Annotated in this window: 23 protein-coding genes; 16 read left to right on the top strand and 7 right to left on the bottom strand. The window is 43.0% G+C overall.

Annotated features, from left to right (window positions below; all coding sequences use genetic code 11):
* Window positions 1-59 precede the first annotated feature (59 nt).
* A complete protein-coding gene (locus NSS94_RS25610) occupies window positions 60-839 on the top strand; it encodes an ABC transporter ATP-binding protein (protein WP_029514871.1) in 780 nt (259 codons plus the stop codon).
* An 18-nt stretch (window positions 840-857) separates the two neighbouring features.
* On the opposite strand, the gene NSS94_RS25605 is transcribed toward NSS94_RS25610, so the two are convergent.
* Both NSS94_RS25605 and trhO read right to left on the bottom strand, forming a co-directional pair.
* Window positions 858-1,784 carry an AEC family transporter gene (locus NSS94_RS25605; protein WP_069011667.1) on the bottom strand — a complete coding sequence of 309 codons (927 nt, stop codon included), beginning with the start codon at window positions 1,782-1,784 and terminating at the stop codon, window positions 858-860.
* A 209-nt stretch (window positions 1,785-1,993) separates the two neighbouring features.
* On the bottom strand, window positions 1,994-2,887 hold the full coding sequence (gene trhO, locus NSS94_RS25600) for an oxygen-dependent tRNA uridine(34) hydroxylase TrhO (RefSeq protein WP_209950193.1): 894 nt from the start codon (window positions 2,885-2,887) through the stop codon (window positions 1,994-1,996).
* 209 nt (window positions 2,888-3,096) lie between these two features.
* Between trhO and NSS94_RS25595 the strand changes: the two genes are divergently transcribed.
* The 3 genes from NSS94_RS25595 (at window position 3,097) to NSS94_RS25585 (ending at window position 7,931) form a co-directional block, all read left to right on the top strand.
* Window positions 3,097-4,386, top strand: coding sequence for a glycoside hydrolase family 27 protein (locus NSS94_RS25595; RefSeq protein ID WP_341040469.1), 1,290 nt, complete (start codon window positions 3,097-3,099; stop codon window positions 4,384-4,386).
* A gap of 256 nt (window positions 4,387-4,642) precedes the next feature.
* Window positions 4,643-5,686 (top strand): carbohydrate kinase family protein, encoded by a 1,044-nt coding sequence (locus tag NSS94_RS25590; RefSeq protein WP_029514878.1) that lies wholly within the window; start codon window positions 4,643-4,645, stop codon window positions 5,684-5,686.
* A 505-nt stretch (window positions 5,687-6,191) separates the two neighbouring features.
* A complete protein-coding gene (locus NSS94_RS25585; protein ID WP_341040468.1) occupies window positions 6,192-7,931 on the top strand; it encodes a proline--tRNA ligase in 1,740 nt (579 codons plus the stop codon).
* On the opposite strand, the gene NSS94_RS25580 is transcribed toward NSS94_RS25585, so the two are convergent.
* Window positions 7,928-8,692 (bottom strand): spermidine synthase, encoded by a 765-nt coding sequence (locus NSS94_RS25580; RefSeq protein ID WP_080658550.1) that lies wholly within the window; start codon window positions 8,690-8,692, stop codon window positions 7,928-7,930. The genes NSS94_RS25585 and NSS94_RS25580 overlap by 4 nt on opposite strands.
* Before the next feature lie 218 nt (window positions 8,693-8,910).
* Between NSS94_RS25580 and NSS94_RS25575 the strand changes: the two genes are divergently transcribed.
* Entirely contained in the window at window positions 8,911-9,630 is a 720-nt protein-coding gene (locus tag NSS94_RS25575) for a YebC/PmpR family DNA-binding transcriptional regulator (protein ID WP_013310214.1), read from the top strand.
* Window positions 9,631-9,708: 78 nt separating this feature from the next.
* Here NSS94_RS25575 and NSS94_RS25570 read toward each other — a convergent pair whose 3' ends face one another.
* The 3 genes from NSS94_RS25570 to NSS94_RS25560 all read right to left on the bottom strand — a co-directional run bounded on the left by NSS94_RS25570 (window position 9,709) and on the right by NSS94_RS25560 (window position 11,818).
* Window positions 9,709-10,899, bottom strand: a complete 1,191-nt coding sequence (locus NSS94_RS25570) for an oxalate decarboxylase family bicupin (RefSeq protein ID WP_069011190.1) — start codon at window positions 10,897-10,899, stop codon at window positions 9,709-9,711.
* 86 nt (window positions 10,900-10,985) lie between these two features.
* On the bottom strand, window positions 10,986-11,465 hold the full coding sequence (ybaK, locus tag NSS94_RS25565; RefSeq protein WP_069011189.1) for a Cys-tRNA(Pro) deacylase: 480 nt from the start codon (window positions 11,463-11,465) through the stop codon (window positions 10,986-10,988).
* A 17-nt stretch (window positions 11,466-11,482) separates the two neighbouring features.
* On the bottom strand, window positions 11,483-11,818 hold the full coding sequence (locus tag NSS94_RS25560) for a ribosomal protein L7/L12 (protein WP_069011188.1): 336 nt from the start codon (window positions 11,816-11,818) through the stop codon (window positions 11,483-11,485).
* A 314-nt stretch (window positions 11,819-12,132) separates the two neighbouring features.
* On the opposite strand from NSS94_RS25560, the gene NSS94_RS25555 reads away from it, so the two are divergent.
* The 10 genes from NSS94_RS25555 (at window position 12,133) to NSS94_RS25510 (ending at window position 22,982) form a co-directional block, all read left to right on the top strand.
* Window positions 12,133-13,041 carry an ROK family protein gene (locus NSS94_RS25555; RefSeq protein WP_080658555.1) on the top strand — a complete coding sequence of 303 codons (909 nt, stop codon included), beginning with the start codon at window positions 12,133-12,135 and terminating at the stop codon, window positions 13,039-13,041.
* Between the two features lie 35 nt (window positions 13,042-13,076).
* Window positions 13,077-13,685, top strand: a complete 609-nt coding sequence (locus tag NSS94_RS25550; RefSeq protein ID WP_029515109.1) for a DUF1349 domain-containing protein — start codon at window positions 13,077-13,079, stop codon at window positions 13,683-13,685.
* Window positions 13,686-13,896: 211 nt separating this feature from the next.
* Window positions 13,897-15,312, top strand: coding sequence for a glycoside hydrolase family 1 protein (locus NSS94_RS25545; protein ID WP_029515108.1), 1,416 nt, complete (start codon window positions 13,897-13,899; stop codon window positions 15,310-15,312).
* 231 nt (window positions 15,313-15,543) lie between these two features.
* On the top strand, window positions 15,544-15,924 hold the full coding sequence (locus NSS94_RS25540) for a VOC family protein (RefSeq protein WP_069011186.1): 381 nt from the start codon (window positions 15,544-15,546) through the stop codon (window positions 15,922-15,924).
* A 352-nt stretch (window positions 15,925-16,276) separates the two neighbouring features.
* Window positions 16,277-16,828, top strand: a complete 552-nt coding sequence (gene yfcE, locus NSS94_RS25535; RefSeq protein ID WP_029515104.1) for a phosphodiesterase — start codon at window positions 16,277-16,279, stop codon at window positions 16,826-16,828.
* Window positions 16,829-16,946: 118 nt separating this feature from the next.
* Window positions 16,947-17,978, top strand: a complete 1,032-nt coding sequence (locus NSS94_RS25530; RefSeq protein ID WP_069011185.1) for an agmatine deiminase family protein — start codon at window positions 16,947-16,949, stop codon at window positions 17,976-17,978.
* Between the two features lie 29 nt (window positions 17,979-18,007).
* Window positions 18,008-18,883 (top strand): N-carbamoylputrescine amidase, encoded by an 876-nt coding sequence (gene aguB / locus NSS94_RS25525; RefSeq protein ID WP_029515101.1) that lies wholly within the window; start codon window positions 18,008-18,010, stop codon window positions 18,881-18,883.
* Window positions 18,884-19,024: 141 nt separating this feature from the next.
* Window positions 19,025-19,555, top strand: coding sequence for a hypothetical protein (locus NSS94_RS25520; RefSeq protein ID WP_029515099.1), 531 nt, complete (start codon window positions 19,025-19,027; stop codon window positions 19,553-19,555).
* A 288-nt stretch (window positions 19,556-19,843) separates the two neighbouring features.
* A complete protein-coding gene (locus tag NSS94_RS25515) occupies window positions 19,844-21,865 on the top strand; it encodes an NAD(P)/FAD-dependent oxidoreductase (RefSeq protein ID WP_029515097.1) in 2,022 nt (673 codons plus the stop codon).
* A gap of 196 nt (window positions 21,866-22,061) precedes the next feature.
* Window positions 22,062-22,982, top strand: a complete 921-nt coding sequence (locus tag NSS94_RS25510) for an aminoglycoside phosphotransferase family protein (RefSeq protein WP_029515095.1) — start codon at window positions 22,062-22,064, stop codon at window positions 22,980-22,982.
* 103 nt (window positions 22,983-23,085) lie between these two features.
* On the opposite strand, the gene NSS94_RS25505 is transcribed toward NSS94_RS25510, so the two are convergent.
* Window positions 23,086-23,241 (bottom strand): hypothetical protein, encoded by a 156-nt coding sequence (locus NSS94_RS25505; protein WP_245231687.1) that lies wholly within the window; start codon window positions 23,239-23,241, stop codon window positions 23,086-23,088.
* Between the two features lie 86 nt (window positions 23,242-23,327).
* On the opposite strand from NSS94_RS25505, the gene NSS94_RS25500 reads away from it, so the two are divergent.
* Window positions 23,328-23,777 (top strand): Imm63 family immunity protein, encoded by a 450-nt coding sequence (locus NSS94_RS25500; protein WP_029515094.1) that lies wholly within the window; start codon window positions 23,328-23,330, stop codon window positions 23,775-23,777.
* Window positions 23,778-23,885 lie beyond the last annotated feature (108 nt).

Genomic DNA, 23,885 nt, shown 5'->3' with positions numbered 1-23,885 from the left:
TGATCTTTACTATGCGTATAAACATCAGATGATACGATGAATAGAAAGGATGTGCAGCCATGAATTCTGTCATTGAACTTAACAATGTAAGCTGGAAGAGAGATAACCGCACCATACTGGATCAAATCAACTGGCAGGTAGCTGAGGGAGAGCACTGGGCTGTACTCGGCTTGAATGGGTCAGGTAAAACAACGATGCTCAATATGATTAACGGTTACATATGGCCAACCACAGGTAGTGTTGGTGTATTGGGCCATACCTTTGGGGATGTGGATCTGAGGGAGCTGCGCAAATCTATTGGTTGGGTCAGTTCCTCTTTACAGGAAAGAATTAATGGGAGTCAGCGTACGCAGGATGTTGTTATTAGTGGCAAATTTGCCTCCATTGGACTTTATGATCAGACGACGGATACAGATTATGAACAGGCCGTTCAGCTTATGACGCAACTGGGGTGTGCTCATCTCGTGGATCGGTTGTATCAGGGATGCTCACAGGGAGAAAAGCAGAAAGTGCTTATCGCCCGCGCATTAATGGCCTCGCCCAAGCTACTGATTTTGGACGAGGCGTGTAATGGTTTGGACTTTTTTTCCCGGGAAGCATTGCTGGATAGCATTCGCCAGTTATCGGAGTCGCCGGCTTCGCCGAATTTACTGTATGTTACACATCATATCGAAGAAATTCTACCGATGTACACGCATACGATTTTAATCCGCCGGGGCACGGTATTTGCTAAAGGTAAAACGACTGATATTCTAAGCAGTGAAACGCTTAGTGCTTTTTTTGAAACGCCTGTGCAAGTAGAATGGAGACAGAATCGCGCATGGCTCTCTATGGTGTAGAGAGTCTTTTTTTTCTCGCTAACCTGCTACCAACATAATCAGAATAGGCAATATCAGGAATGAGGCAAGCGTGCTCCACAGGATGCAGGTGGAAACCAGTTTTGGCGATGCGTTAAATTTTTCTGCTAAAATGACAGCATTTACAGCAACCGGCATTGAGGCGAGAATGAAGAGAACGGAGAACAAAAGACCTGAAATTCCCAGTATCAGCATAGCAAGACAAGCCGCAAGCGGGGAGAGTAGAAGCCGAATTGTTAGTCCGGCGTAGCTGGCTTTTTTAATAGACGACTCCAACTTAAATATTTTTACATAAGCCATCTGGGTACCCAGAATCGCCAGCACGACCGGAGAATAGGCAGCAGCAATCATCGAGACGCCTGATTGAATCCCTGAGGGAAGATGCCAGTCCAGTAGCCGCAGTCCCATGGCGAGTAGAGCTGCATAGATCGCAGGAAGTGAAAACACCGACTTAACAGCACTTTGAACAGAAAATTCAGAGCGGGCTGCAAAATAAACGCCAATGGTATTGACTATAATTATCTGGATGACGACATACACGGAGGCTTTATCCAGACCGAGCTGCCCAAAGGCAAGTAAAATTAGGGGCAGGCCATAATTTGCACTATTGGTGAGTGTGGAGATTAAGGTAAGTCCAGCCGTTTCCGGAGTGCTCAGTCTAAAGATTTTCCCTGCTAATTGTGCAATTCCCCACAACAGCAGCAGGTTTAATATTGAAAAAGCGGCAGTCTGCGCCACATCATGCCAGGTAAGCTGTGCTTTGAGTAGCGTGTCCAGAATCATGGCGGGGCTTAAAAAATATAAATACAAAGTCGAGAGCGGTTTCGTTTCCAGCTTCATGAATTTTCCAAGTAAAAATCCGGCGATCACCGGAATGGACAGCGGAACGATAACCGATAATAGAGTTGAAAGTACGATTTGAATCATGAATTCCACCCATCCTTTCTGTAATGACATTTTCCATTATAAGACGCTACTTTCGAGCCCGTCCAAGATGAAAATACAATCAAGGCCATAGGTATATACTATGAAGCCTACGACACTTATTGTGAAAACAATAAAAGGGATGCCCACAGCCATGATGAACGGCTAATAGGGCATCCCTTTTATTATAATGAACCAATGATACTGCCAATTTATGCAGTAGCTACGGTTTCCGCTTTGGTTCGGCAATCGTCAGAGCAATAGTGCTGATGCTGTTCTTCGCAATCCGGACATGCAATATGCTGGAGATTGCACACTGGGCAGTTGATATAATGATCGCTCGGCGTTTCACAATGGAAGCACTTGCCGACAATGACGTCCTCATCCGTATGATTGATCGGAATCGAGATTCGTTCGTCAAATACGTAGCATTTACCGTCAAACAAACGTCCTTGTACTTCCGGGTCCTTGCTGTAAGTCACAATGCCGCCATCCAACTGGCCTACATCGTTAAATCCTTCTTTGATAAGAAGACCCGATAACTTTTCGCAACGGATACCTCCGGTGCAGTACGTCAGAATTTTCTTGTCTTTGAACTGAGTCATATTGTTGCGAATCCATTGTGGAAATTCACGGAACGATTCGACTTCGGGGCGAATAGCCCCGCGGAAATGACCGATGTCATATTCATAGTCATTACGTCCGTCCAGAACAACTACATCTTCATCTTGAAGCTGTTCATAAAACTCCTTTGGTGACAGACGCTTACCGCTAATTTCATTAGGGTCCAGCTCATCTTCATGACGCAGCGTAACAAGCTCCTGACGATGGCGTACAAATATTTTCTTGAACGCATGACCGTCAGACTCATCTATTTTAATAACGATATCGTGGAATTTCGGATTGGCGCGCAAATCACGCATATATTGCTCCGTTTGCTCTACTGTACCAGACAGTGTTCCGTTGATTCCTTCCGCAGCAATCAAGATTCTTCCCTTGACGCCCAGCTCCTTGCAGTAAGCCAGATGCTCTGCCGTAAAGGTGGCAGGATCTTCAATGTTGACATATTTGTAAAACAACAAAATTCGATAAGTATGTTCACACATGTAAAATCACCCTCTGATTCAAGTCAAAGTTTTTTAAAAGCAATTTTAAATGTACCACATTCTTTTAGTTAGTCAACTTAAATGTATAAAAAGTGGAAATGAAAAAGGAGACGAGCGACAAAAGTAAGGGTTTACATTATAATAGTTACGTACTGATGAGGGGATTTTTGGTAGCAGGATGAGATCTACTGGATGAAAGGATGAATGAAATGAAGCATCATTTGACAGCGCATACACCACCTATGGGGTGGAATAGCTGGGATTGCTACGGTGCAGCAGTACGGGAAGAGGAAGTACGGGGAAATGCTCAATATATGGCGGAGCATCTGAAGGAATATGGTTGGGAATATGTCGTGGTAGATATTCAGTGGTATGAGTCAGGAGCAGTATCTTCACAGTATCGCCCGTTTGTCCCATTGGCAATAGATTCATTTTCACGTCTTATTCCAGCGGTGAATCGGTTTCCTTCGGCAGCAGATGGACGAGGCTTCCAAGCTCTTGCGGAATATGTACACGGTCTGGGATTGAAATTTGGTATACATATTATGAGAGGCATCTCCCGCCAGGCGGTGCATCAGGATACCCCGATTTTGGGAACCACAGCCACGGCGAGACAAATTGCGCATCCCAACTCTATTTGTCCCTGGAACACAGATATGTATGGGGTAGATGCATCCAAGGAAGGCGCACAGGAGTACTATAATTCGTTGTTTGATCTGTATGCGGAATGGGGTGTGGATTTTGTCAAAGTAGATGACATTGCTGCATCACGTCTCTATGGTATTCATTTGGCGGAAATTGAATTGATTAGGCGGGCTATCGCCCAATGCGGACGTCCGATGGTGTTGAGTCTATCGCCTGGTCCTGCACCGCTGGAGTATGCATCTGATTTAATCGCAAACGCGAATATGTGGCGTATGACTGATGACTTCTGGGATGTATGGCCTTTACTGTATGGTATGTTTGAGCGCTGCGAGAAATGGGCAGAACATGTAGGTCCAGGTCACTGGCCGGATTGCGACATGCTGCCACTGGGTCATCTGGGTATTCGTTCGGTAGATTCGGTAGATTCCGGCAGCCATGACAGATGGACACGCTTTACTAAGGATGAGCAGCTAACGATGATGACCTTGTGGAGCATTTTCCGGTCTCCCCTGATGTTCGGGGGCGAACTGCGGGATAATGATGCATGGACTCTTTCTTTGCTGACTAATGAAGAAGTGTTAAATGCTCATCGCAACGGTTTGAATGCACGGCAGGTGTATAGAAAGGATGAACATATCGTTTGGACTTCACATAACGGGAAAGGGCATGTATATGCAGCTTTGTTTAATGCTGGGGATGAATCTTCAAAGGTGCGTGTATCCTTAAAAGACCTTGGTATTGAAGGTCAGGCAAATGCCAGAGATTTATGGAACCATGTAGATTTAGGTGTTTTAGCACAAGAGCTGTCCACAGATTTACCTCCTCACGGAGCAGCTCTATTTATTTTGAAATAGAGGATTTTGCAAAAATCCTGAATAACATAATGTAAGGAAGAACTATGCTGTAGTTCCAACCCAATCACCCTATCGTAAAAGTGAAAGATATCTTTACAATAGGGTGTTTTTTTGCATGTGTAACTTTAGGATATTTTAACGAACTCGACATTATTCTTGGGAATATGACATTTGGAACGTGTTAATTTTATATAGTGCCTATTTCTGTACAAATTTAAATCATTTTAACGAATAGACTCGAGAAAGGAGTCAAATGATGAAATTAAAAAAAATCCACCAAAATGAACAGGACGAGCCTTGGCCCTCTAGCAAACCAATACTATGTATCGGGGGGGCCAATTTGGATCGTAAAATCATGATTAAAGGTACATTTCAGCTTCATACCTCCAATCCGAGCAGTACAAGACTGCAATCTTGCGGTGGGGTAGCACGAAATGTAGCCGAAAATTTAGGGAGGTTGAGCCAGCGGGTCAGCCTGCTGACCGCAGTTGGGGACGATGCGGAAGGTGAATTTATTATCGAACAGTCCAGCCGTTACATGCACGTGGTTCCTCTGCAAGTCCAAGGTGAACCGTCAACTGGGGTTTATACTGCCTTGCTGAACGAGCGTGGTGAACTGATTGTAGCGACAGCAGAAATGGAGATTTATGATCAGATTCGTCCTTCAGTAATTTTTGAAAATGCTCCTTTAATTGCCTCATCCCGACTCGTTCTGCTGGACACTAATTTCTCTATGAACGTAATTGCAGCCACCATACATGTCTGTCATGAGCATCGGATTCCGATTGTCGTTTCTTCGGTATCGGCCTCGAAGATGAGAAAGCTTCCCCGAAATTTGCATGGAGTGGAGTGGCTGGTATGTAAACCGGTGGAGGCTGAAGCCTATTTGGAGCTAGAACTTACAGATGATCAGCATATGTTGGATGCCACCCGAATTTTTCACAAACTTGGAGTTCAGAATGTCATTTTTATCTGCGGTGCTGATCGTGTTTTGTACGCCTCTCAGGATGGAACTCATGGCCAAATTCCCATTCATCCCGTTCAAGAGGTCATTGATGTCACAGGCGCAGATGATGCTTTTATTGCCGGGATGATATATGGAATTACCCAAGGTTATCCTATGGAGCAAGTGTGCCAATTTGGAATTAGCTGTGTCGACTTGACCCTGCAAACGGATCGGACGGTCTCAGAGACTCTTTCTATGAATAAACTTCATTCTAGGTTTCAGGAGCTGTATGGCACACATACGCAAAATTTTGTGTTTTTCAAGGGCGTGTATTTTAAAAAGAATGATACATAATTAATCAAGAGAACTCTAACCTACAACAGCGCATATTTGGAGCTTCACGTATGTAATGGCCTCAATTATTGAATTTGTAAAAGGAGCATGTTGTATGATGGACAGACTGATCTATTCTATGCGGCCCTTACAGGCAGAGCAGGGTAACGAGTTTCTTGCTGTGTAGCAGAAGATTATCTCCTTGACTAGAAATTACATTTCGTGTAAAGTGGTGAAAATTGTAATATATAGGAATAGTGTAGACCAAGGATCAAAGGTTCAATACTCGCTATACAGAGAAGAAACTCATGGGCTGAAAGGTTTCTCGCCGCGAATGAACGTTTCCCTGCCTTGCGAGCTGTAGCGGTTTGTATGATAAACCGTTACCGGCTAGACGCCGTTATCTAATGAAGGACCGTTCCGTGTATGGCTACGGTCAAATGAAGGGTGGTACCACGACACATTCGTCCCTGACGGATGTGTCTTTTTGCGTACATTTTATCGTCCAACAAGGAGGAAGCTACACATGCGCCAAAGCCAATTATTACTGACAACCTTGCGTGAAGCACCCGCAGAAGCTGAAGTGATCAGTCATCAGCTTATGCTGCGGGGAGGATTTATCCGCCAACTGGCGGCTGGAATGTACACCTATATGCCCCTGGGCAGACGGGTGCTCAGAAAAGTAGAGCAAATCGTACGGGATGAAATGGATCGCGTAGGGGCTGGGGAGCTGCTGATGCCTGTATTGCAGCCAACGGAGCTGTGGCAAGAATCAGGAAGATACGATGTTTATGGTCCTGAGTTGATGCGTTTGCAAGATCGGCATGGTCGGGAGTTTGCTTTGGGGCCTACACATGAAGAGGTCATTACGTCTTTAATACGAAATGAAGTGAATTCTTATCGCAAATTGCCTGTAACGTTGTATCAAATTCAAACCAAATTTCGGGATGAACGACGTCCGCGATTTGGCCTGCTTCGCAGTAGAGAATTTTTGATGAAGGATGCCTATTCGTTTGATGCACATTGGGAAGGACTAGATCATACCTATTCGACCATGTTCCAGGCATATCATCGCATTTTCACTCGCTGTGGTCTAAACTTTCGTGCAGTAGAAGCAGATGCGGGTGCCATTGGTGGCGAAGGTGAAACCCATGAATTTATGGCTCTAGCTGATATTGGAGAGGACACCATTGTAGCATGTACCTGCTGTGAATATGCAGCTAATCTTGAAAAAGCCGTGGCGCGATCGACGGGAAAAATAGAAATATCTCCTGTCTCATATAAAAATGAACAAGTCAGCCCTCCTTCTTTTGATACAGCTAAAATGGAAAAATTCCATACTCCAGGCCTGTGTACAATAGATCAACTGGTTGAATCGCTTCACATAGAGCCCAAAGAAATCATCAAAACACTGATTTATATGGCTGACGATCAACCTATTGCTGTAGTTGTTAGGGGGGATCATGAGGTTAACGAAGTGAAAATTAAACATATTTTAGGTAGTGAAAAATTCGAAATAGCAAGTACAAACATCGTGTCAAAGGCGACTGGAACCCCCTCGGGGTTCATAGGCCCATGCGGATTGACAATCCCTGTGTGGGTGGATTACGCCGTTGTCCAAATGTCCAGCGGTATCGCAGGCGCGAACGAGCTGGATTACCATTATCGACATGTGAACCCAAGGCGCGATATAGATCTTCGGCATGTGGCTGACTTGCGCAATGTCATAGAAGGGGATAGATGTCCTCGATGTGACGAAGGGGAATTGAAACTTCATCGTGGAATTGAGATCGGACACGTATTTAAATTGGGCACCAAATATAGTGAGAAGCTGGGTGCGACCTTTCTGGATGCGTCTGGAGCTGAGCAAGCGATGATTATGGGCTGCTATGGCATTGGCTTATCCCGGATCCTTTCTGCCATTGTAGAGCAAAATCACGATCAGAACGGAATGATATGGCCTTATGCACTAGCCCCGTTTCAAGTTCATATTATTCCGATTTCTGTGAAAGACAGGCTTCAGATGCAAATAGCCGAGAAATTACACAACCAGCTGCAGGATCGCGGTGTGGAGGTGCTGCTGGATGATCGTGAGGAACGGCCTGGGGTTAAATTCAAAGACTCCGATTTAGTAGGTATTCCCGTGCGCATCATCGTAGGTAAAGATGCCGAACACGGGAAAGTAGAGTTAGTGGAACGAAAAAGCTGCAACAAAGAGACGATTCGTATTGAAGATGTAGAGAGACGAATATTGGAACTACACTAAGCATCTATATCCCGTAGAATATGGCCTTCTCCGAGTGTAATCTCATGAAAGTCCGCCATCTGACGTGCCTGAAACCGGATTGGCTTGTCCCGACCTATCATAATGATATTTTGAACGTCGGCAGCGCCTTCCGAGGGGAGCGAGAAAGTTGAGACATAGGCAAATTCTTCACGCAACGTTGTATGAATGGCATTGATCAAATGGTCGTGTTCACTTTTGCCCATTAAATTCATGATCAGGGAGCCTTCGGAATCCAGCTTTTCTTTGGCCATCTTGAAAAATTCCCAGGATACTAAATGCAAGGGCGTACCCAGCTCCGTGAAGGCGTCCAAAATAACATAGTCATAAGCATCCGGCGCTTCCTTCTCCAGAAGGCGTCGTCCATCGCCAACAGTCACATTATCCTGATCGTATCCAAAGAATGTTCGGCTGAACTCTACAACTTGTGCATCCAGCTCGGCAATCTTAAAACGTTTATCTGTAAAATGACCCGCTATTGTACCTATACCGTGCCCGATAACAAATACATCTTCAAATGATGGATCGTTCAGCTCCATAAGATGGATAATTGCTCTCGGATATTCGAACAAAATGCGTTGTGGATGATTCAAGTCCACCGCGCCTTGGACGGCTGTATTTGAAAACTGCATCACCCGAAATAATCCCTTTTCACCATACAGCTCGGTGGTTTCGTATACTGTGATTTCATGATTATGGCTCAACTTTTTGTACAAGACATCCAAGTGAATGATCTCCTTCAAGTCAGACTTCCTCTTCATCTTAGACATGGATAGGGAGATTGTCCATAGATGAGGAGAAATGAAAGTACACATTTTCAAGCATCCCTAATTAGGTAGAATTGTTTATTTTTCCATAACAGAGTTGTTTAAACTTGTTCGTATGTCCTTTAGGAGATATAATATACAAGGATATAATGAAGTTCGTTGTGTATATTCATACAGGAAGAGAGCGGGATATTATGGGACGTAAGTGGAATAACATTAAAGAAAAGAAGGCATCCAAGGATGCTAATACGAGTCGTATATATGCTAAATTTGGCGTGGAAATTTATGTGGCAGCCAAACAAGGCGAACCTGATCCTGAATCCAATCGGGTACTAAGAGTAGTTCTAGAACGTGCAAAAACGTACAATGTACCCAAAGCAATCATTGACCGTGCTATTGAAAAAGCAAAAGGTGCTGGCGATGAAAACTACGTAGAGCTTCGTTATGAAGGTTTCGGACCGAACGGTTCCATGGTCATTGTAGATGCGCTGACCAATAACGTTAACCGTACAGCATCGGATGTGCGTTCTGCTTTTACTAAAAATGGTGGTAGCCTGGGTGTGAGCGGATCTGTAGCCTACATGTTTGATTCAACAGCAGTTATTGGTCTGGTGGGTAAAACCGCAGATGAAGTGCTGGAGCTACTGATGGAGGCAGATGTAGAGGTACGTGACATCATTGAAGAAGATGAAGCCGTCATCGTATATGCAGAGCCTGATCAATTCCATGCTGTGCAGGAAGCTTTCAAACAAGCAGGAGTAACTGAGTTTACCGTTGCGGAGCTCACCATGCTTGCCCAAAATGATATTTCTCTTCCAGAAGATGCACAGGTTCAATTCGATAAACTGATTGATGCATTAGAAGATTTGGAGGATGTTCAGCAGGTTTACCACAATGTAGACTCTGAGGAATAGTCTTTGTTAATTAGTTTGTAAAAACACCGTATTTAGATACGGTGTTTTTTTGTATAGTAATCATCGGACCTCTTATGGTTATTTCTTTTTAGGGTCATAAGAATAACTGGGATATTTGACAACGGGCCATTTTACCTTTCGTAAATTTGAGATCACATCAGTACCTACATGTAAATTACTCTGAATCAGTTCTGTAGGCGTAAGGGCCATCCATTGATTCAAGGAAACATCTGCAAAACGGTCACTTTTAAACATTTCAAGAAACCAAAGTGTGCTGGAGCCTGTATTTTGAATGTAATGACCGTAAGCAAAAGGCACATATCCAACATCTCCGGCTCTAAAATCAAACGTACGGGCTGCACCATTACCGCCAAAGACAGTCATCCGTCCTTGCCCGGCAAGATAGTATTGCCATTCGTCATTATTAGGATGCCAGTGCATTTCTCGCATGGCGCCGGGCTCAATCTCAACAAGAGCAGCTGCAATGGTTTTGGAAATCGGAAAATTGGAGGAGTCGACGATTCGTACGCTTCCGCCCGGCGTTTTGATTGGGGGCTGGGCTAGTAATTCATGCTTGAAGGACTGAGGTATCGTACCATAGGGAGAGGAAACCGCTTGGCTTTGAAGAGAACCGGGAACGGAATCCTGATAGATATATACTTGGTCTTGAGGAATTGCTGCAAAATCAGCTTCTGGTACACCAAAATTTGCAGAAAGTACGTCTTTGGGAGTATGTGCGAACCAATCGGAGATGGATAGGGTGTTCAGATCGGAGAAACTACCATCATCAAAAACCAGCAAAAATTCGCACCCATCCTCAAGTCCCTGTATAGAGTGCGGAATGCCAGGAGGGAAATACCAGAGATCTCCGGGACCCACATCAGCAATAAAATTACGTCCATTTTGGTCTACTGCTGTAATGCGAGCACTTCCCAACAGCATATATGACCATTCCGCTTGCTGATGCCAGTGAAGCTCACGTACACCACCCGGTGTCAAACTCATATTCACCCCGGCAAGGGTTGTAGCAATAGGTAATTCCCTTACCGTTACTTCTCTTGACCACCCACCGTGATTAAGCTGCATATGGGCATCAGAAAAAGAAAATCTCATATTTGGAATGAGACCATTGTCCGTTACGGGGGGAACCAGCATATCGGGATTCTGTAGATCCCTCATCACATCACGTGGACCCTTGTCGATGCCCCCAGCACCATCACATCTGATGGGTTGGGGGATTCTTGCATTTTTAGGGCAATCATTATGCATCATTAAATCTTCCTCTCCAGGTTGAAGCTTGATGAAGTATGGGATAAGAAAATACGCATAAAGATTTTATGATCATGTAGTGAGTTTTATGCTGTATGCGTTAGATCTGTAAACTGAGCCTGAATGATTTGAGCTAAATCGTGCGGACTTAACTCCAGTTGGGTCCCAATTTTCCCACCGCTTACAACGATGGCTTCCAGTTCCAATGCAGGCTGGTCGATAAAAGTGGGGTAGAGCTTTTTCATTCCAATGGGGGAGCAGCCACCGCGAATATATCCCGTAAACTTTTGCAAATCCTTAACTGGAAGCATTTCAATTTTTTTCTCTCCCGCGGATTTGGCTGCTTTTTTGAGATCAAGCTCTTTATGTACAGGAATTACAAAAACAAACAGATTTTGTTTGCTGTGTGCAACCAAAGTTTTGAAAACTATCTCCGGGGCTCTATCGATTTTCTCAGCCACATTCATACCGTCTATTTTTCCATCTTGATGATCATAACTCAAAATATTGTATTGTATATGTTGCCCGTCCAATATGCGCATGGCGTTTGTTTTGCTGGCACTCATCTTATTTCTTCCTTTCTTTAGAGTTTTTCCAAGTGATCCACATAATCCTTTGCATCCTTAAGGGAAAGATCCTTAGCCGTTCTCAGTTCTTTTATGGCTTGAATCTTTTTTCCTTCCCTAATGAGCAGGAGCAACCTTTCATTGATATCTTCTGAAGCTCCTGCATCTAGAATATGTGGAGGAGAGGCAGGGATGGTGCCTGACAGCGATGTTCCTTGTATTCCTGAACGATTTTCTAGACGCTCCACGTCGGATTTCAAGTCATTAAGCCGAGATTGAAGGCTGTAGACCTTAATTAAAAGTATGACGGAGAGGAGCAATGCGATGATTGCTATATACTCAATAGCTGACAACAGAATTCCCCCCTATTTAAGTGACTTTCAACGCAGAAATGCTGCACTAAAAATTTATTTCTTATTTATAGTATAGCATGATGATAGAGGAGAAGAGGAAAAGGCGTACAAATTGACTTTTTACAGGCAGAGCGTTATATTACAACTTATTATAAACCTTTTAATAAATACTGGAAAAGGAGTGTATTCAAATACAACCAGTCTCCAATAACACCATTCGGGTTAAACAAATTAATGTAGAGTTAGTTAAAAACACACTGAAATCCAAGGAATATGCAACCAAGTCATCGATAGCCAGTATCACAGGTCTTAGTGTGGCAACCTGCGGAAATATTCTGAATGAGCTTCTTCAAACCGGGGAAGTATTAGAGACGGAATTGGAAGAGTCGAACGGCGGACGTCCGGCTAGACGTTACAAATATAACGCTGATTATTCTTATATTATCTGTTTAAATGTGAAAACGGAAGGCGGTATACATTCTCTTACTTATGCTGTTGCTAATTTGCTTGGTGATATCATCATCGAGAATACTTCCATTGTGCCTCATATTGATTATGAGGTCATAGAAACCAAAATTGGAGAGCTGATTAATAACTATGGAAACGTCAAAGCCATTGGAATTGGCATCCCCGGGGTTGTTCATCAAGGAATTATCGATGTTTGTGATCTCGACCTGCTCATAGGAGTCCCTGTAGGTCCACAGCTTCAAGATAAATACGGATTAGAAGTTACCATTGAAAATGATATGCATTTAACAGTCTACGGATTTTATAACATGCAGAATTATGATGAGGATAAAACCTTTGCTATTGTTACGTTTCCAAAAGACAATTTCCCCGGAGCGGGTTTTATTGTCGATGGACATTTGTTAAAAGGAAATACCAAATTTGCGGGGGAAGTTTCCTTCTTACCTTTTGATTTAACAAGAGAGGAACAGCTTAAACAGTTAAATAGCACAGAGGGATTTGTTCCTCTGGCGATCCAAACGATAACTTCCATTATTGCAATTATAGACCCTGTATCTATCGCTTTGACTGGAGAGTTATCCAAGCCGAATCTGTTGGACGATATTTATAACGGCTGTCTAAAAGATGTACCCAAAGAACATATGCCCGAAATTTTTGTGAAAAACGATACTCATGATGAATACATGTTTGGGTTGATTTCAGTGACCCTTGAAAGTCTGACGTACAATTTGCAATTGGTGGAGAAAAGGAAATAGGGCATCGTTCAATAAAGCATGAGAGGATGAGATTAATGAATCAAAAATCGATTGCATGGACTACAGGGACATGGACTAATCATCCTGTATCATCCATAGAAGAAGACCAGTTCCTTAAAGTTGAAACCAGAGAAGGAAGCGACTACTGGGAAAAAACTTTGTATGGGTTTGAACGCAGTAGCGGACATTCCCTGCTTACAGACTGGGAAGAAGGCTCTGCCATCGAAGTCACGTTTCAATTAGGCTCATTTACGGAGCTTTACGATCAGGCCGGTATAATGCTGTATCAAGGACAACAAAAGTGGATTAAAGCCGGAATCGAATTAAATGACGGAATTCCTCAGCTGGCAGTCGTAGTCACAGATGGCTATTCCGATTGGTCATTAGCTCCTGTACCCGATTGGGTAGGGAAAAATGTCACGATCCGTGCTTCACAACTACAGGATGCGGTTATCATTAGAGCCCGAACCGAAAATCAAAGCTGGCGCACTGTACGTGTAGCACGTTTTCCTTATGAAACGGGACAACAGGCAGGTCCTTTTGCCTGCGCGCCGACTCGAGCCGGATTTCAGGTTATCTTTACACGCTGGGTAAGTACTGAACCAGATAGAGATATTCATGTAGATCCGCCATTTGAAGAATAGTCATTTTACTCAATATATAGAAGAGTTATAAATATGGGAGTAATTATTGGAGATAATACTATGATAAGCTCTGGATGTTTTTAAAATAAAACTTGACATGAAACGCGTTACAAACCTTAAGATTCAATTAGAAGTACTTTATAACACATTAGCATAGAGGTAACGTGTTTCTATCCTAGTTAATAAAAACATCAGCAAAGGCGGAGAAAATATGAGTACACAGTTTCCAAAAGATTTCCTGTGGGGCGGAGCAGTTGCTGCTAATCAGCTCGAAGGCGCTTATCAAGAAGATGGAAAAGGCTGGTCCATTCAGGATGTAACTCCTCGTGGTGGTTGGGGGCCCGTTACGGATGTACCCACAGAAGATAACATGAAATTGATCGGTATTGATTTTTATCATCATTATAAAGAAGATATCAAACTCTTCGCGGAAATGGGTTTCAAAGTATTCCGTACTTCTATCGCATGGTCACGTATTTTCCCTAAAGGTGACGAACTGGAGCCTAACGAAAAAGGCTTGCAATTTTATGATGATTTGTTTGATGAACTTCACAAATATGGAATTGAGCCACTCGTTACACTATCTCACTATGAAACACCTTTACATTTGTCCAGAGAATACGATGGTTGGGTAAACCGTAAGCTTGTTGATTTTTATGAGCGCTATGCTACAACTGTATTTAATCGCTACAAAGATAAAGTTAAATACTGGTTGACTTTCAATGAAATCAACTCCATTCTTGAAGCACCATTCATGAGTGGAGGAATTAGCACACCAAAAGATCAACTTAGTGAGCAAGATCTTTATCAAGCTATTCACCATGAGCTTGTAGCGAGTGCAAGAGCGGTAAAAATCGGTCATCAGATCAACCCTGATTTCAAAATTGGCTGTATGGTGCTGAGTATGCCTACTTATCCGCTGACACCAAATCCAGACGATGTCATTGCTGCGATGGAATTTGATCACAGAAACATGGCATTTGCCGATATTCACGCAAGAGGTCAATACCCAGGTTACATGAAACGTTTCTTTAAAGAAAACGGAATTACTATTCACTTTGAACCAAGTGATGCCGAAGATTTGAAACATACCGTTGATTTTATCTCGTTCAGCTATTATATGAGTACTTGTGAGACAGCTGACGAAGCTAAAAAAGTCAAAGGTGAAGGTAATATCCTTGGTGGTGTCATCAATCCGCATCTTGAGGCAAGTGAGTGGGGCTGGCAAATTGATCCGCAAGGTTTACGTTATGTCCTGAACACGTTCTATGATCGCTTCCAAAAACCACTATTCATCGTTGAAAATGGTCTGGGCGCCGTTGATGAACTGATTACAAATGAAAAAGGCGAAAAAACGGTTGAAGATGACTACCGGATCAACTACCTGAATGATCATTTGGTTCAAGTTGGAGAAGCTATTGAGGACGGAGTAGAGGTTTTGGGCTATACGTCTTGGGGATGTATTGACCTTGTCAGCGCATCGACCGCTCAGCTTAAGAAACGTTATGGCTACATTTACGTAGATCGTCACGATGATGGCAGCGGTACACTTGAAAGATATCCGAAGAAATCGTTCCATTGGTATAAAGAAGTTATTGCTACGAATGGTGAAAGCTTGAAACGTTAATTTATAAATAATCCAGTGATTAATTATATATAAATGAAGGCTTATAGATAGCGACCGCTTTTTTTCTTTTACGAAGCGGTTGCTAATTTTTTAGGGGTGTTAGAATTGGACAAAAATTAATTACTAATATATATTAAGACTTATTAAAACGATAATAATAACTATACAGAAAATAGAGTCCAGTATAAATTAATGATTTTTAATGATGAGGGCTACAGAAGGAGGAAAATAATGAAGATTGAGCATGTAGCGATCTGGGTGAGAGACTTAGAAAAGATGAAGAGTTTTTACGAGCAATACTTTGATGGGAAATCTAATGATAAATATTATAATGCGACAAAAGGGTTTGAGTCCTATTTTATCACTTTTGAGGATGGAGCAAGGTTAGAAGTTATGCGCAAAACGGGAGTAGATCATTCTCCACAGATCAATATTACGGGCTGGGCTCATGTGGCATTTTCCGTTGGAAGTAAAGCACTGGTGAATGAAAAGACAGAGCAGCTCATGCTTGCAGGATATGAAGTAGTGGGTCAGCCAAGATTGACAGGTGACGGCTATTATGAAAGCGTAATTAAAGATCCAGAAGGTAATTTAGTGGAAATTTCAATGTGAGTAGCTTTTCAGTTCTGAAGAGTGAGCATGTGGAATCCTACAATGAAGCTTTAAAAGAAATCTGACTTCTGTATCTAAATAAGCGAAGCGAGGATGGATCGGTGGTAATGTGCCTTCTGGTGTGATTGCGGTTGAAAACCCTTGCAAGGTCACCCGTAAAATCACCGAAGATGATAAGTACAAATATAAAAGGAATAACAATAAACTACAGCTCACTCGGAGCTGTAGTTTATTGTCTTAAAAAGAGTATGACCAAACGAAAGAACATTTTTGCACAGATTTGTTTAGGGAATAATGCAATAATGTGCTTAAGTGGAATATTTTCAGCCTATTCAGAAAGGAAAGAATAATTATGAAATTGATGTTTATATCAGATATTCACGGCTCACTGCATTGGTTGCAATTGGCACTGGAAAAGTTCAGGGAGGAGAAAGCCGATCGTCTTGTCCTGCTCGGAGATTATATGTACCACGGACCACGTAATCCGTTACCAGAAGGGTATAATCCGGCAGAAGTCGCCGCACTGCTGAATAAGCACAAGTCCCATATTGCGGTTTCTGTGCGCGGAAATTGCGATGCAGAGGTGGATCAGATGCTGCTGGAGTTTCCTATGATGGGTGATTATGCTTTGCTATACCATGAAGGACGGAGAATCTATGTCACGCACGGACATGGCTTTAGTATCGGAAATTTACCACCACTAGAAGCGGGAGATGTGTTTATCCAGGGACATACTCATATTCCGGTAGCGGATGTGGAAAATGGGATCTTTATACTGAACCCCGGTTCGATCTCGCTGCCAAAAGAAAACTATCCATCCTCTTACGGTGTGTTGGAGGGGGCACAATTCACTGTGAAGGATTTTGATGGGAATACAGTGAAAGCAATCACATTTTCAAAGTAATTTACTCCAATGTGAATGTAAATTATTGAAAGTTTTCCGCTTCGATTGAGACAAAGATCATATTATTGTATGATAGGAGCGGAGTCTACATTATGAAAAAGAAAGAGAGCTTCAATACATGCAAATTAAGGATTCACATTATAAGATGCCGCCTGAATGGGCGCCACATGAACGCACGTATATTTCTTGGCCTGTAAAATCTTCAATGGTTTACCCGGATATGCATGCTGATGTATGCAAGGGCTATGCCGGAATTGTACGCGCCATGGCGGAATTTGAACCAGTTACTGTGGTCGTAAATCCGGAAGATTTGGAGAGCGTTAAGGCGCTTGAACTTGGGGAACGGGTAGAACTGCTGTCGATTGAGCACAGCGATGCGTGGCTGCGTGATAACGGCCCTACTTTTCTCACAGACGAGCATGGTCAGTTGGCAGGTGTTAACTGGAAGTTTAACGCCTGGGGTGGCAAATACGCCCCATGGGACCTGGATGACCAGGTTGCACCGCAAATTTTGGACAAACTTGGAGTTCCACGGTTTGATGCACCGGTTGTGATGGAAGGCGGCTCACTGCACGTAGATGGCGAAGGCACACTGATTACAACCGAAGAGTGTTTGCTCAATTCCAACCGAAATCCGGAATTAAGCAGAGAAGAAATTGAACGGCATGTATGTGAGTATACAGGTGCCGAGAAGATAATATGGCTAAAACGTGGTCTTAGTGGCGACGAAACAGACGGTCATGTGGACAATATTGCTTGTTTTGCAGCTCCTGGCAAGGTCATTATGCAAGTGTGTGATGATCCTGAGGATGAAAATTACGAAATCACGCAGGAAAACCTGCGCATTCTGGAGCAAGCAACGGATGCCAAAGGCCGTAAGCTGGAAGTGATTCGAATCGGTCAGCCGCCGCGTGTGGATTATGAAGACAGCCGATTGACACTGAGTTATATTAACTTCTATTTTGTGAATGGCGGTATTATTTTGCCAGTGTTCGGCGGCACTGCCGCTGAGAGTGATCTTGCAGCTGAGCAAGTGCTGGCAAATGTATTTCCAGATCGCACCATTCGTACTGTAGACGGTATGGCGGTCATCCGTGAAGGCGGTAACGTGCACTGTACGACCCAGCAGATGCCTGCTGTAAAGCGTTGAACGATACAACATCTAAAAGGAGGACTAAAGTGAGAAAAGTAAAAGTTGCAGCAACTCAAATGAGCTGTTCTACCAATATCGAAGAAAATATTAGTAAAGCAGAGAAGTTAGTACGTGAAGCGGCTGCGCAGGGCGCACAAATTATTTTGCTACAGGAGTTGTTCGAGACTCCATATTTCTGCCAGAAGGAAAAGTCTGATTATTATTCATATGCCACTGAGCTGGAGCACAACAAAGCGGTTAACCATTTTAGGAAAATCGCCAAAGAATTACAGGTTGTGCTGCCAATCAGCTTCTATGAAAAGAAAAACTACGCGCGCTACAACAGTCTTGCCGTCATTGACGCAGACGGTGAAGTGTTAGGTAAATACCGCAAAAGCCACATCCCGGACGGTCCTGGGTATGAGGAAAAATTTTATTTTAATCCGGGCGATACCGGTTTTAAAGTATGGAATACACGTTATGCCAAAATTGGGGTAGGCGTGTGCTGGGACCAATGGTATCCTGAGGCGGCCCGCTGTATGGCGCTCATGGGCGCAGAACTTTTGTTCTATCCGACAGCTATTGGCTCGGAACCGCAGGATTCTGCCATTGATTCCAAGGATCACTGGCAGACTTGCATGCTGGGTCATGCGGCTTCCAACCTGATTCCAGTCATAGCTTCCAATCGGATCGGAACTGAAACGGACGAAGACTCTAGTATTACATTCTACGGTTCATCCTTTATTGCCGGACATCAAGGTAACAAGATCGCAGAAGCGGGTCGTACCGATGAAGAAGTGCTTACTGCTGAATTTGACCTGGATGAGCTGGAAGTAGGACGGATTGAATGGGGCATTTTCCGTGACCGTCGTCCTGAACTGTACAATATGATTGCCACCTATGATGGTGATTTAAAAGTATAATCTTGATACGGATAGACAAGTCTCCCTTGACGTCAAGCCGGGGTGTTTCCTTTCATTGGACTCACCCGGCTTTTCGGGCAGGGGATTTTTGGTTTCTGAATGGAGCACTTCTAGTGATGGATAGGAGGAAAGAAAACAGCAATGAGACATAAGGGGATAGACCAATCACTCGCACAGTTCTCAACTTCGACAGAAGAGGATCAAGAGTGGGAATACTCGAATGAAAGAGATATGGCTATTCTGGGCTTGTGGGACGAATACACACTATCTGCTCAGCGTTTATGTGAACGAATGGCTACCGAAACCCACCAATTCAGACCTTCTGAGTTCGACCCGTTCCCAACTCAGTTTGAATGGCTGGAACAGAAAGAAACAGACTTGATTATTGATGGAATATGGTCAGCTGATTTGCATGGTGATCATTGTCTGTTTATGAATATTGGGGAGCATCACCCAGAACGGCATACATCTATTGAGGCTTATATTTACGATACCCAGGTCATCGACGAAGGATTTTTCCTTAAATATCTGAATACCTCTCCTAAAGCCTCAGCCTACGCACCTTTATTCGAAGTAAATGGATATACCACAATGTGTGGACTGCTGGACAGATACGTTAGGGAAGGGATTTTGGTACGTGTACCCAACGGTTTTAAAAGAACAGCTCGGTAGATGGATACCAGAATATAAGCATGATTTTTCCACACCAAAGGGACATTCCTCACAGGATTGTTCCTTTTTTATTTTATTTATAACTCCAGTTAATCTATAGATTGAAACTATGATTTAGTACATAAAATAGCATTAGAATTTATGGATTAGATGATATAAAATCAAGTCATAAGGAATGATCGTACTCAATAACATCTCGATATTCCCAAAAGTGAAATAAATCACATATGAGAATGCTTTAATGGAAGCTTGAACATGAAATTTGTACACTCGCAAGGAGGAAGAACAATGAACCACTATCCTGCTATCTTTGAACCTCTAACCATACGACGCATGACCTTGAAAAATCGGATTGTTATGCCCCCAATGGGAACTAACTTTGCTGCCATGGACGGAAGCTTTGTTCAGGATCATATTGACTATTACGTGCAACGGGCCAAAGGTGGTACCGGCTTGATAACAGTAGAAAATGTTTGTCTGGATTTCCCAATGGGTACAAACGGAACAACCCAGCTGCGTATGGATAACGATCAGTTTATTCCCGGACTGTTTAGATTAACAGAAGCCCTACACTCTTATGGAGCTTGTGTTTCTGTACAAATTAACCATGCGGGTGCTTCAGCTTATGCGGGACGACTGAACGGAATTCAGCCTGTATCTTCTTCCAATATTCCTTCTAAAAAGGGCGGAGCGATTCCAAGACCTTTGCAAAAAGAAGAAATTTACGCCATTGTGCGCAAATACGGAGAAGCAGCGGGAAGAGCGCAACGAGCAGGATTTGACTGTGTTGAAATTCATGCGGGACACTCCTACTTGCTGAGTCAGTTTCTTTCGCCGATGTATAATAAACGCACGGATGAATTTGGCGGCAGTGCAGAAAACCGTACCCGTTTTGCCAGATTAGTCATTGATGAAATTCGTTCAGTGGTAGGCCCATTCTTCCCTATTTGCTTACGTTTTAGCGCGGAAGAGTTCACAGAAGGTGGAAACACACTGGAAGATACACTCGAGTTATTGGAGTATCTTAATGATGAGGTAGATATTTTGAATGTTTCTGCTGCTCTGAATGATTCCATCCAGTTCCAGATTGACGGGATGAACCTGCCAGATGGTTGGCGCTCATATATGGCCAAAGCGGTAAAAGAAAAATTCGGGAAGGTAACGATGACCTCAGGTAATATTCGGAGCCCACAGGCTGCGCAGGATATTTTGGTGAGAGGTGACGCGGATCTTCTGGCAATGGGTAGAGGCTTGATTGCAGAACCGAACTGGGTGCTTAAAGTGCAAAACGGCTACGAACATTTGCTTAGAAAATGTATCTCTTGCAACATTGGTTGTGCCGATCATCGTATCTCCAAAAGTAAACCGATTTGCTGTACGGTAAATCCGGATCTGTTCAAGGAAGCTGAATACCGGAAACAACGTGTTAAAAACAATGTTCAGGTTGTTGTGATCGGTGGGGGTACCGCTGGGATGGAAGCAGCATGTACGGCAGCCGAAGTAGGCTGCAAAGTAACCCTCTTTGAGGAGAAACCAGAGTTGGGCGGTTTGGCCCGTGATATTGCCCGCTTGCCAGACAAAACACGCATCAATGATTTCCCTGATTATCTGATTCAACGCACCAAACAGTTAACCAATCTGAACATTGTAACAGGGAGCCGAGCCGATTTGGCGATGATTAGTGCCCTGAATCCTGATATTATTGTCAATGCGACGGGGGCCATACCACTTCTTCCGCCTATTGCAGGTTTGCATGAGCAACTGGGCAAACCGGGGACAAAAGTGTTCTCCATCTTTGATCTTTTGCACAACATGGAGAAATTCCAGGAGTTTGAAGGTAAACGCATTGCTGTAGTTGGTGGCGGGGCTGTGGGACTGGATGTCGTCGAATATTACGCAGAGCGTGGAGCACAAGAGGTTTCCATTATTGAGATGATGCCGCTACTCGGTAAAGATCTGGATATGATTACCCGAATCTCCATGATGAAAATGGTAGAGGAGCGGGAAGTGAACGTCCATACGGAAACAGCTTTGACAGAAGTGTGTAGCGACCGTTTCAAAGTAAAGCATGGAGAACAGGAGTTTGAGATTCCTTTTGATCTTGGATTCGTATGCTTGGGTATGCGTTCATACAGTCCGCTGATGGACAGCTTGCTCGAATATGGTAAAAAACATCAAGTAGAAGTTATTAATATTGGGGATAGTAAACAAGCTCGTCGTATTATTGATGGTACACGTGAAGGTCGCAATATTCTCAAAACCATTCAACGGGTAGACGAATTTAAACATGAGTTTTCGTATTCTTACTGATTTTATAATATAAGTGATGGGTGTTCACGATGGCAACTCAGTGAATATTGAGGTTGAAGAGACAGCTTGTCTTTTCAGCCTTTTTTATTTGAGTTTTTTCTGGAAGAAGATTGATTCCTCTGTCATTTCAAAGGTAAACTATGGAAAGCATATAGTAAGTTAGTAAGTAAGGCTATTTTAACGTGGGGGGATGAGCGTGAATCAACTCTTTAGTGAAATACCGGGTGCCAGCAAGTGGAGCAACGTGGAAGAGATTCATAGAGGCTGGTCCAGTGACAAAAAATATTATATTCGAACCACTGATGGTAGAGACTTGCTGCTAAGAATGGCGGATATGGTTCATTATGATAAAAAGAAACGCGAGTTTGAAGCTGTAAAAAAACTGAATCACGTGGAGAATCTGTTCATGTCCCGGCCGCTTGAATTTGGGTTTTGTAATGAGGGTCAATCTGTATATTCCTTGTTCACCTGGATCGAAGGGAAAGATGCTGAAGAGATGATCCCCACGTTAGCTGCAGCACAACAGTATCAACTTGGAGTTCAAGCGGGAGATGCATTGAAAAAAATGCATGAGATTCATGCAGAGCCAGATCGAGCCCCATGGGCTGAGCATTATAATGGCAAAATCAACAGGTATATTACAAACTATAAGTCATGCGGTATTTTCTTAAAGGGAGCAGATCAAGCCATAAGCTTTATTGAGCAAAACCGTCATCTATTAGAAAATCGTCCTCAAACATTTCAGCATGGGGATTATCATGTGGGCAATATGGTGGTTACCCCATCTGGTGAACTGGGTATCATCGATTTTAATAGAATGGACTATGGTGATCCTTGGGAAGAATTCAATAGAATTACCTGGTGTGCAGCATTAAGTCCTTTATTCGCTTCGGGCCGAATCCACGGTTATTTTAATAACAATGTACCTGATTTATTTTTTAGATTAATGGCTCTGTATATTGCAAGCAATCAGCTTTCATCGATCCACTGGGCCATTCCATTTGGCAAAGAAGAGGTAGACGATATGGTGCAACGAGCTGAAGAGGTATTGGAGGCATATGATGACTTTCAATCCTATATACCGAAATGGTACCTGCCCAGTTACCGCGACTTGTAAATATGAAGACCGCTGCTCCTGGGAGTGACGGTCTATTTTTAGCATTCTATTATCGTCACTTTTAGCTTAACGGTAGAACCTTTGGCAGAAACGGAGGAGGCCTTTACGCTGTTACCTTCACTAATGGATTGACCTGCCACCTGGACAGCAATGGCCTAATCGTGCCTACGTGATCGTTGTATACCAAGGTTGCTTGTTGAAACGTAACGATAAACGTTGATGTTGCTGAAGCTGCGAGCGCGTACGTTCCATTGAACATCAGGGATACCACTACCCATAGAATAGCCGATGCTTTCGTCCATATGACTTGAATTTATTTAGTAGAGAGAGGGAAGGGAAAATCTGATGAAAAAAATATATAGCGAACAAGAACTCATAGATATGACGATTAAACTGCTTGAACAAACTTCAATATATGAAGAGCAGTATGAGCAATATGTAAGACGACCTTTCTGTACGGATTTTTATGATGATCTGAGTCCGTATGTGCAAGTGAGCAAGCGGGGTTATACGCTCCAAATGTATGAAAGAGGCATACAGATGCTGAACAAGCTTACGAAAGAGGAAGAGGATGTGATTTATTGGATCATCGAAGATACAATTCACATCATTGCCCATCTGAATCTGCTTCGCAAATATAAAGTGGATAACATAAATACTCATTTAAAATATACAAAGGAGATCATGAAGGAGCTGACAACTTCAATGAACAAAGCATTTTATGAAATTGGAGGAATCTATCAGGAATGGCATGAAGCGAATAGAAGAGCAACACTGGAGAACCCATTAAAGTAAAACAAAACAAGAAACAGTTGACAATCAGTGAGGTGAAATTTACAATTTTATATTAGTGATAATGATTATCAATATCATTAATTTTAAGTATGCTTTGCACTTACTATA

The organism is Paenibacillus sp. FSL L8-0644, from assembly GCF_038008165.1.
In the GTDB taxonomy this organism is placed as follows: Bacteria; Bacillota; Bacilli; order Paenibacillales; family Paenibacillaceae; genus Paenibacillus; species Paenibacillus polymyxa_D.
The sequence above is the reverse complement of the archived record's forward strand: the minus strand, read 5'-3'. Positions and strand labels throughout refer to the sequence as shown.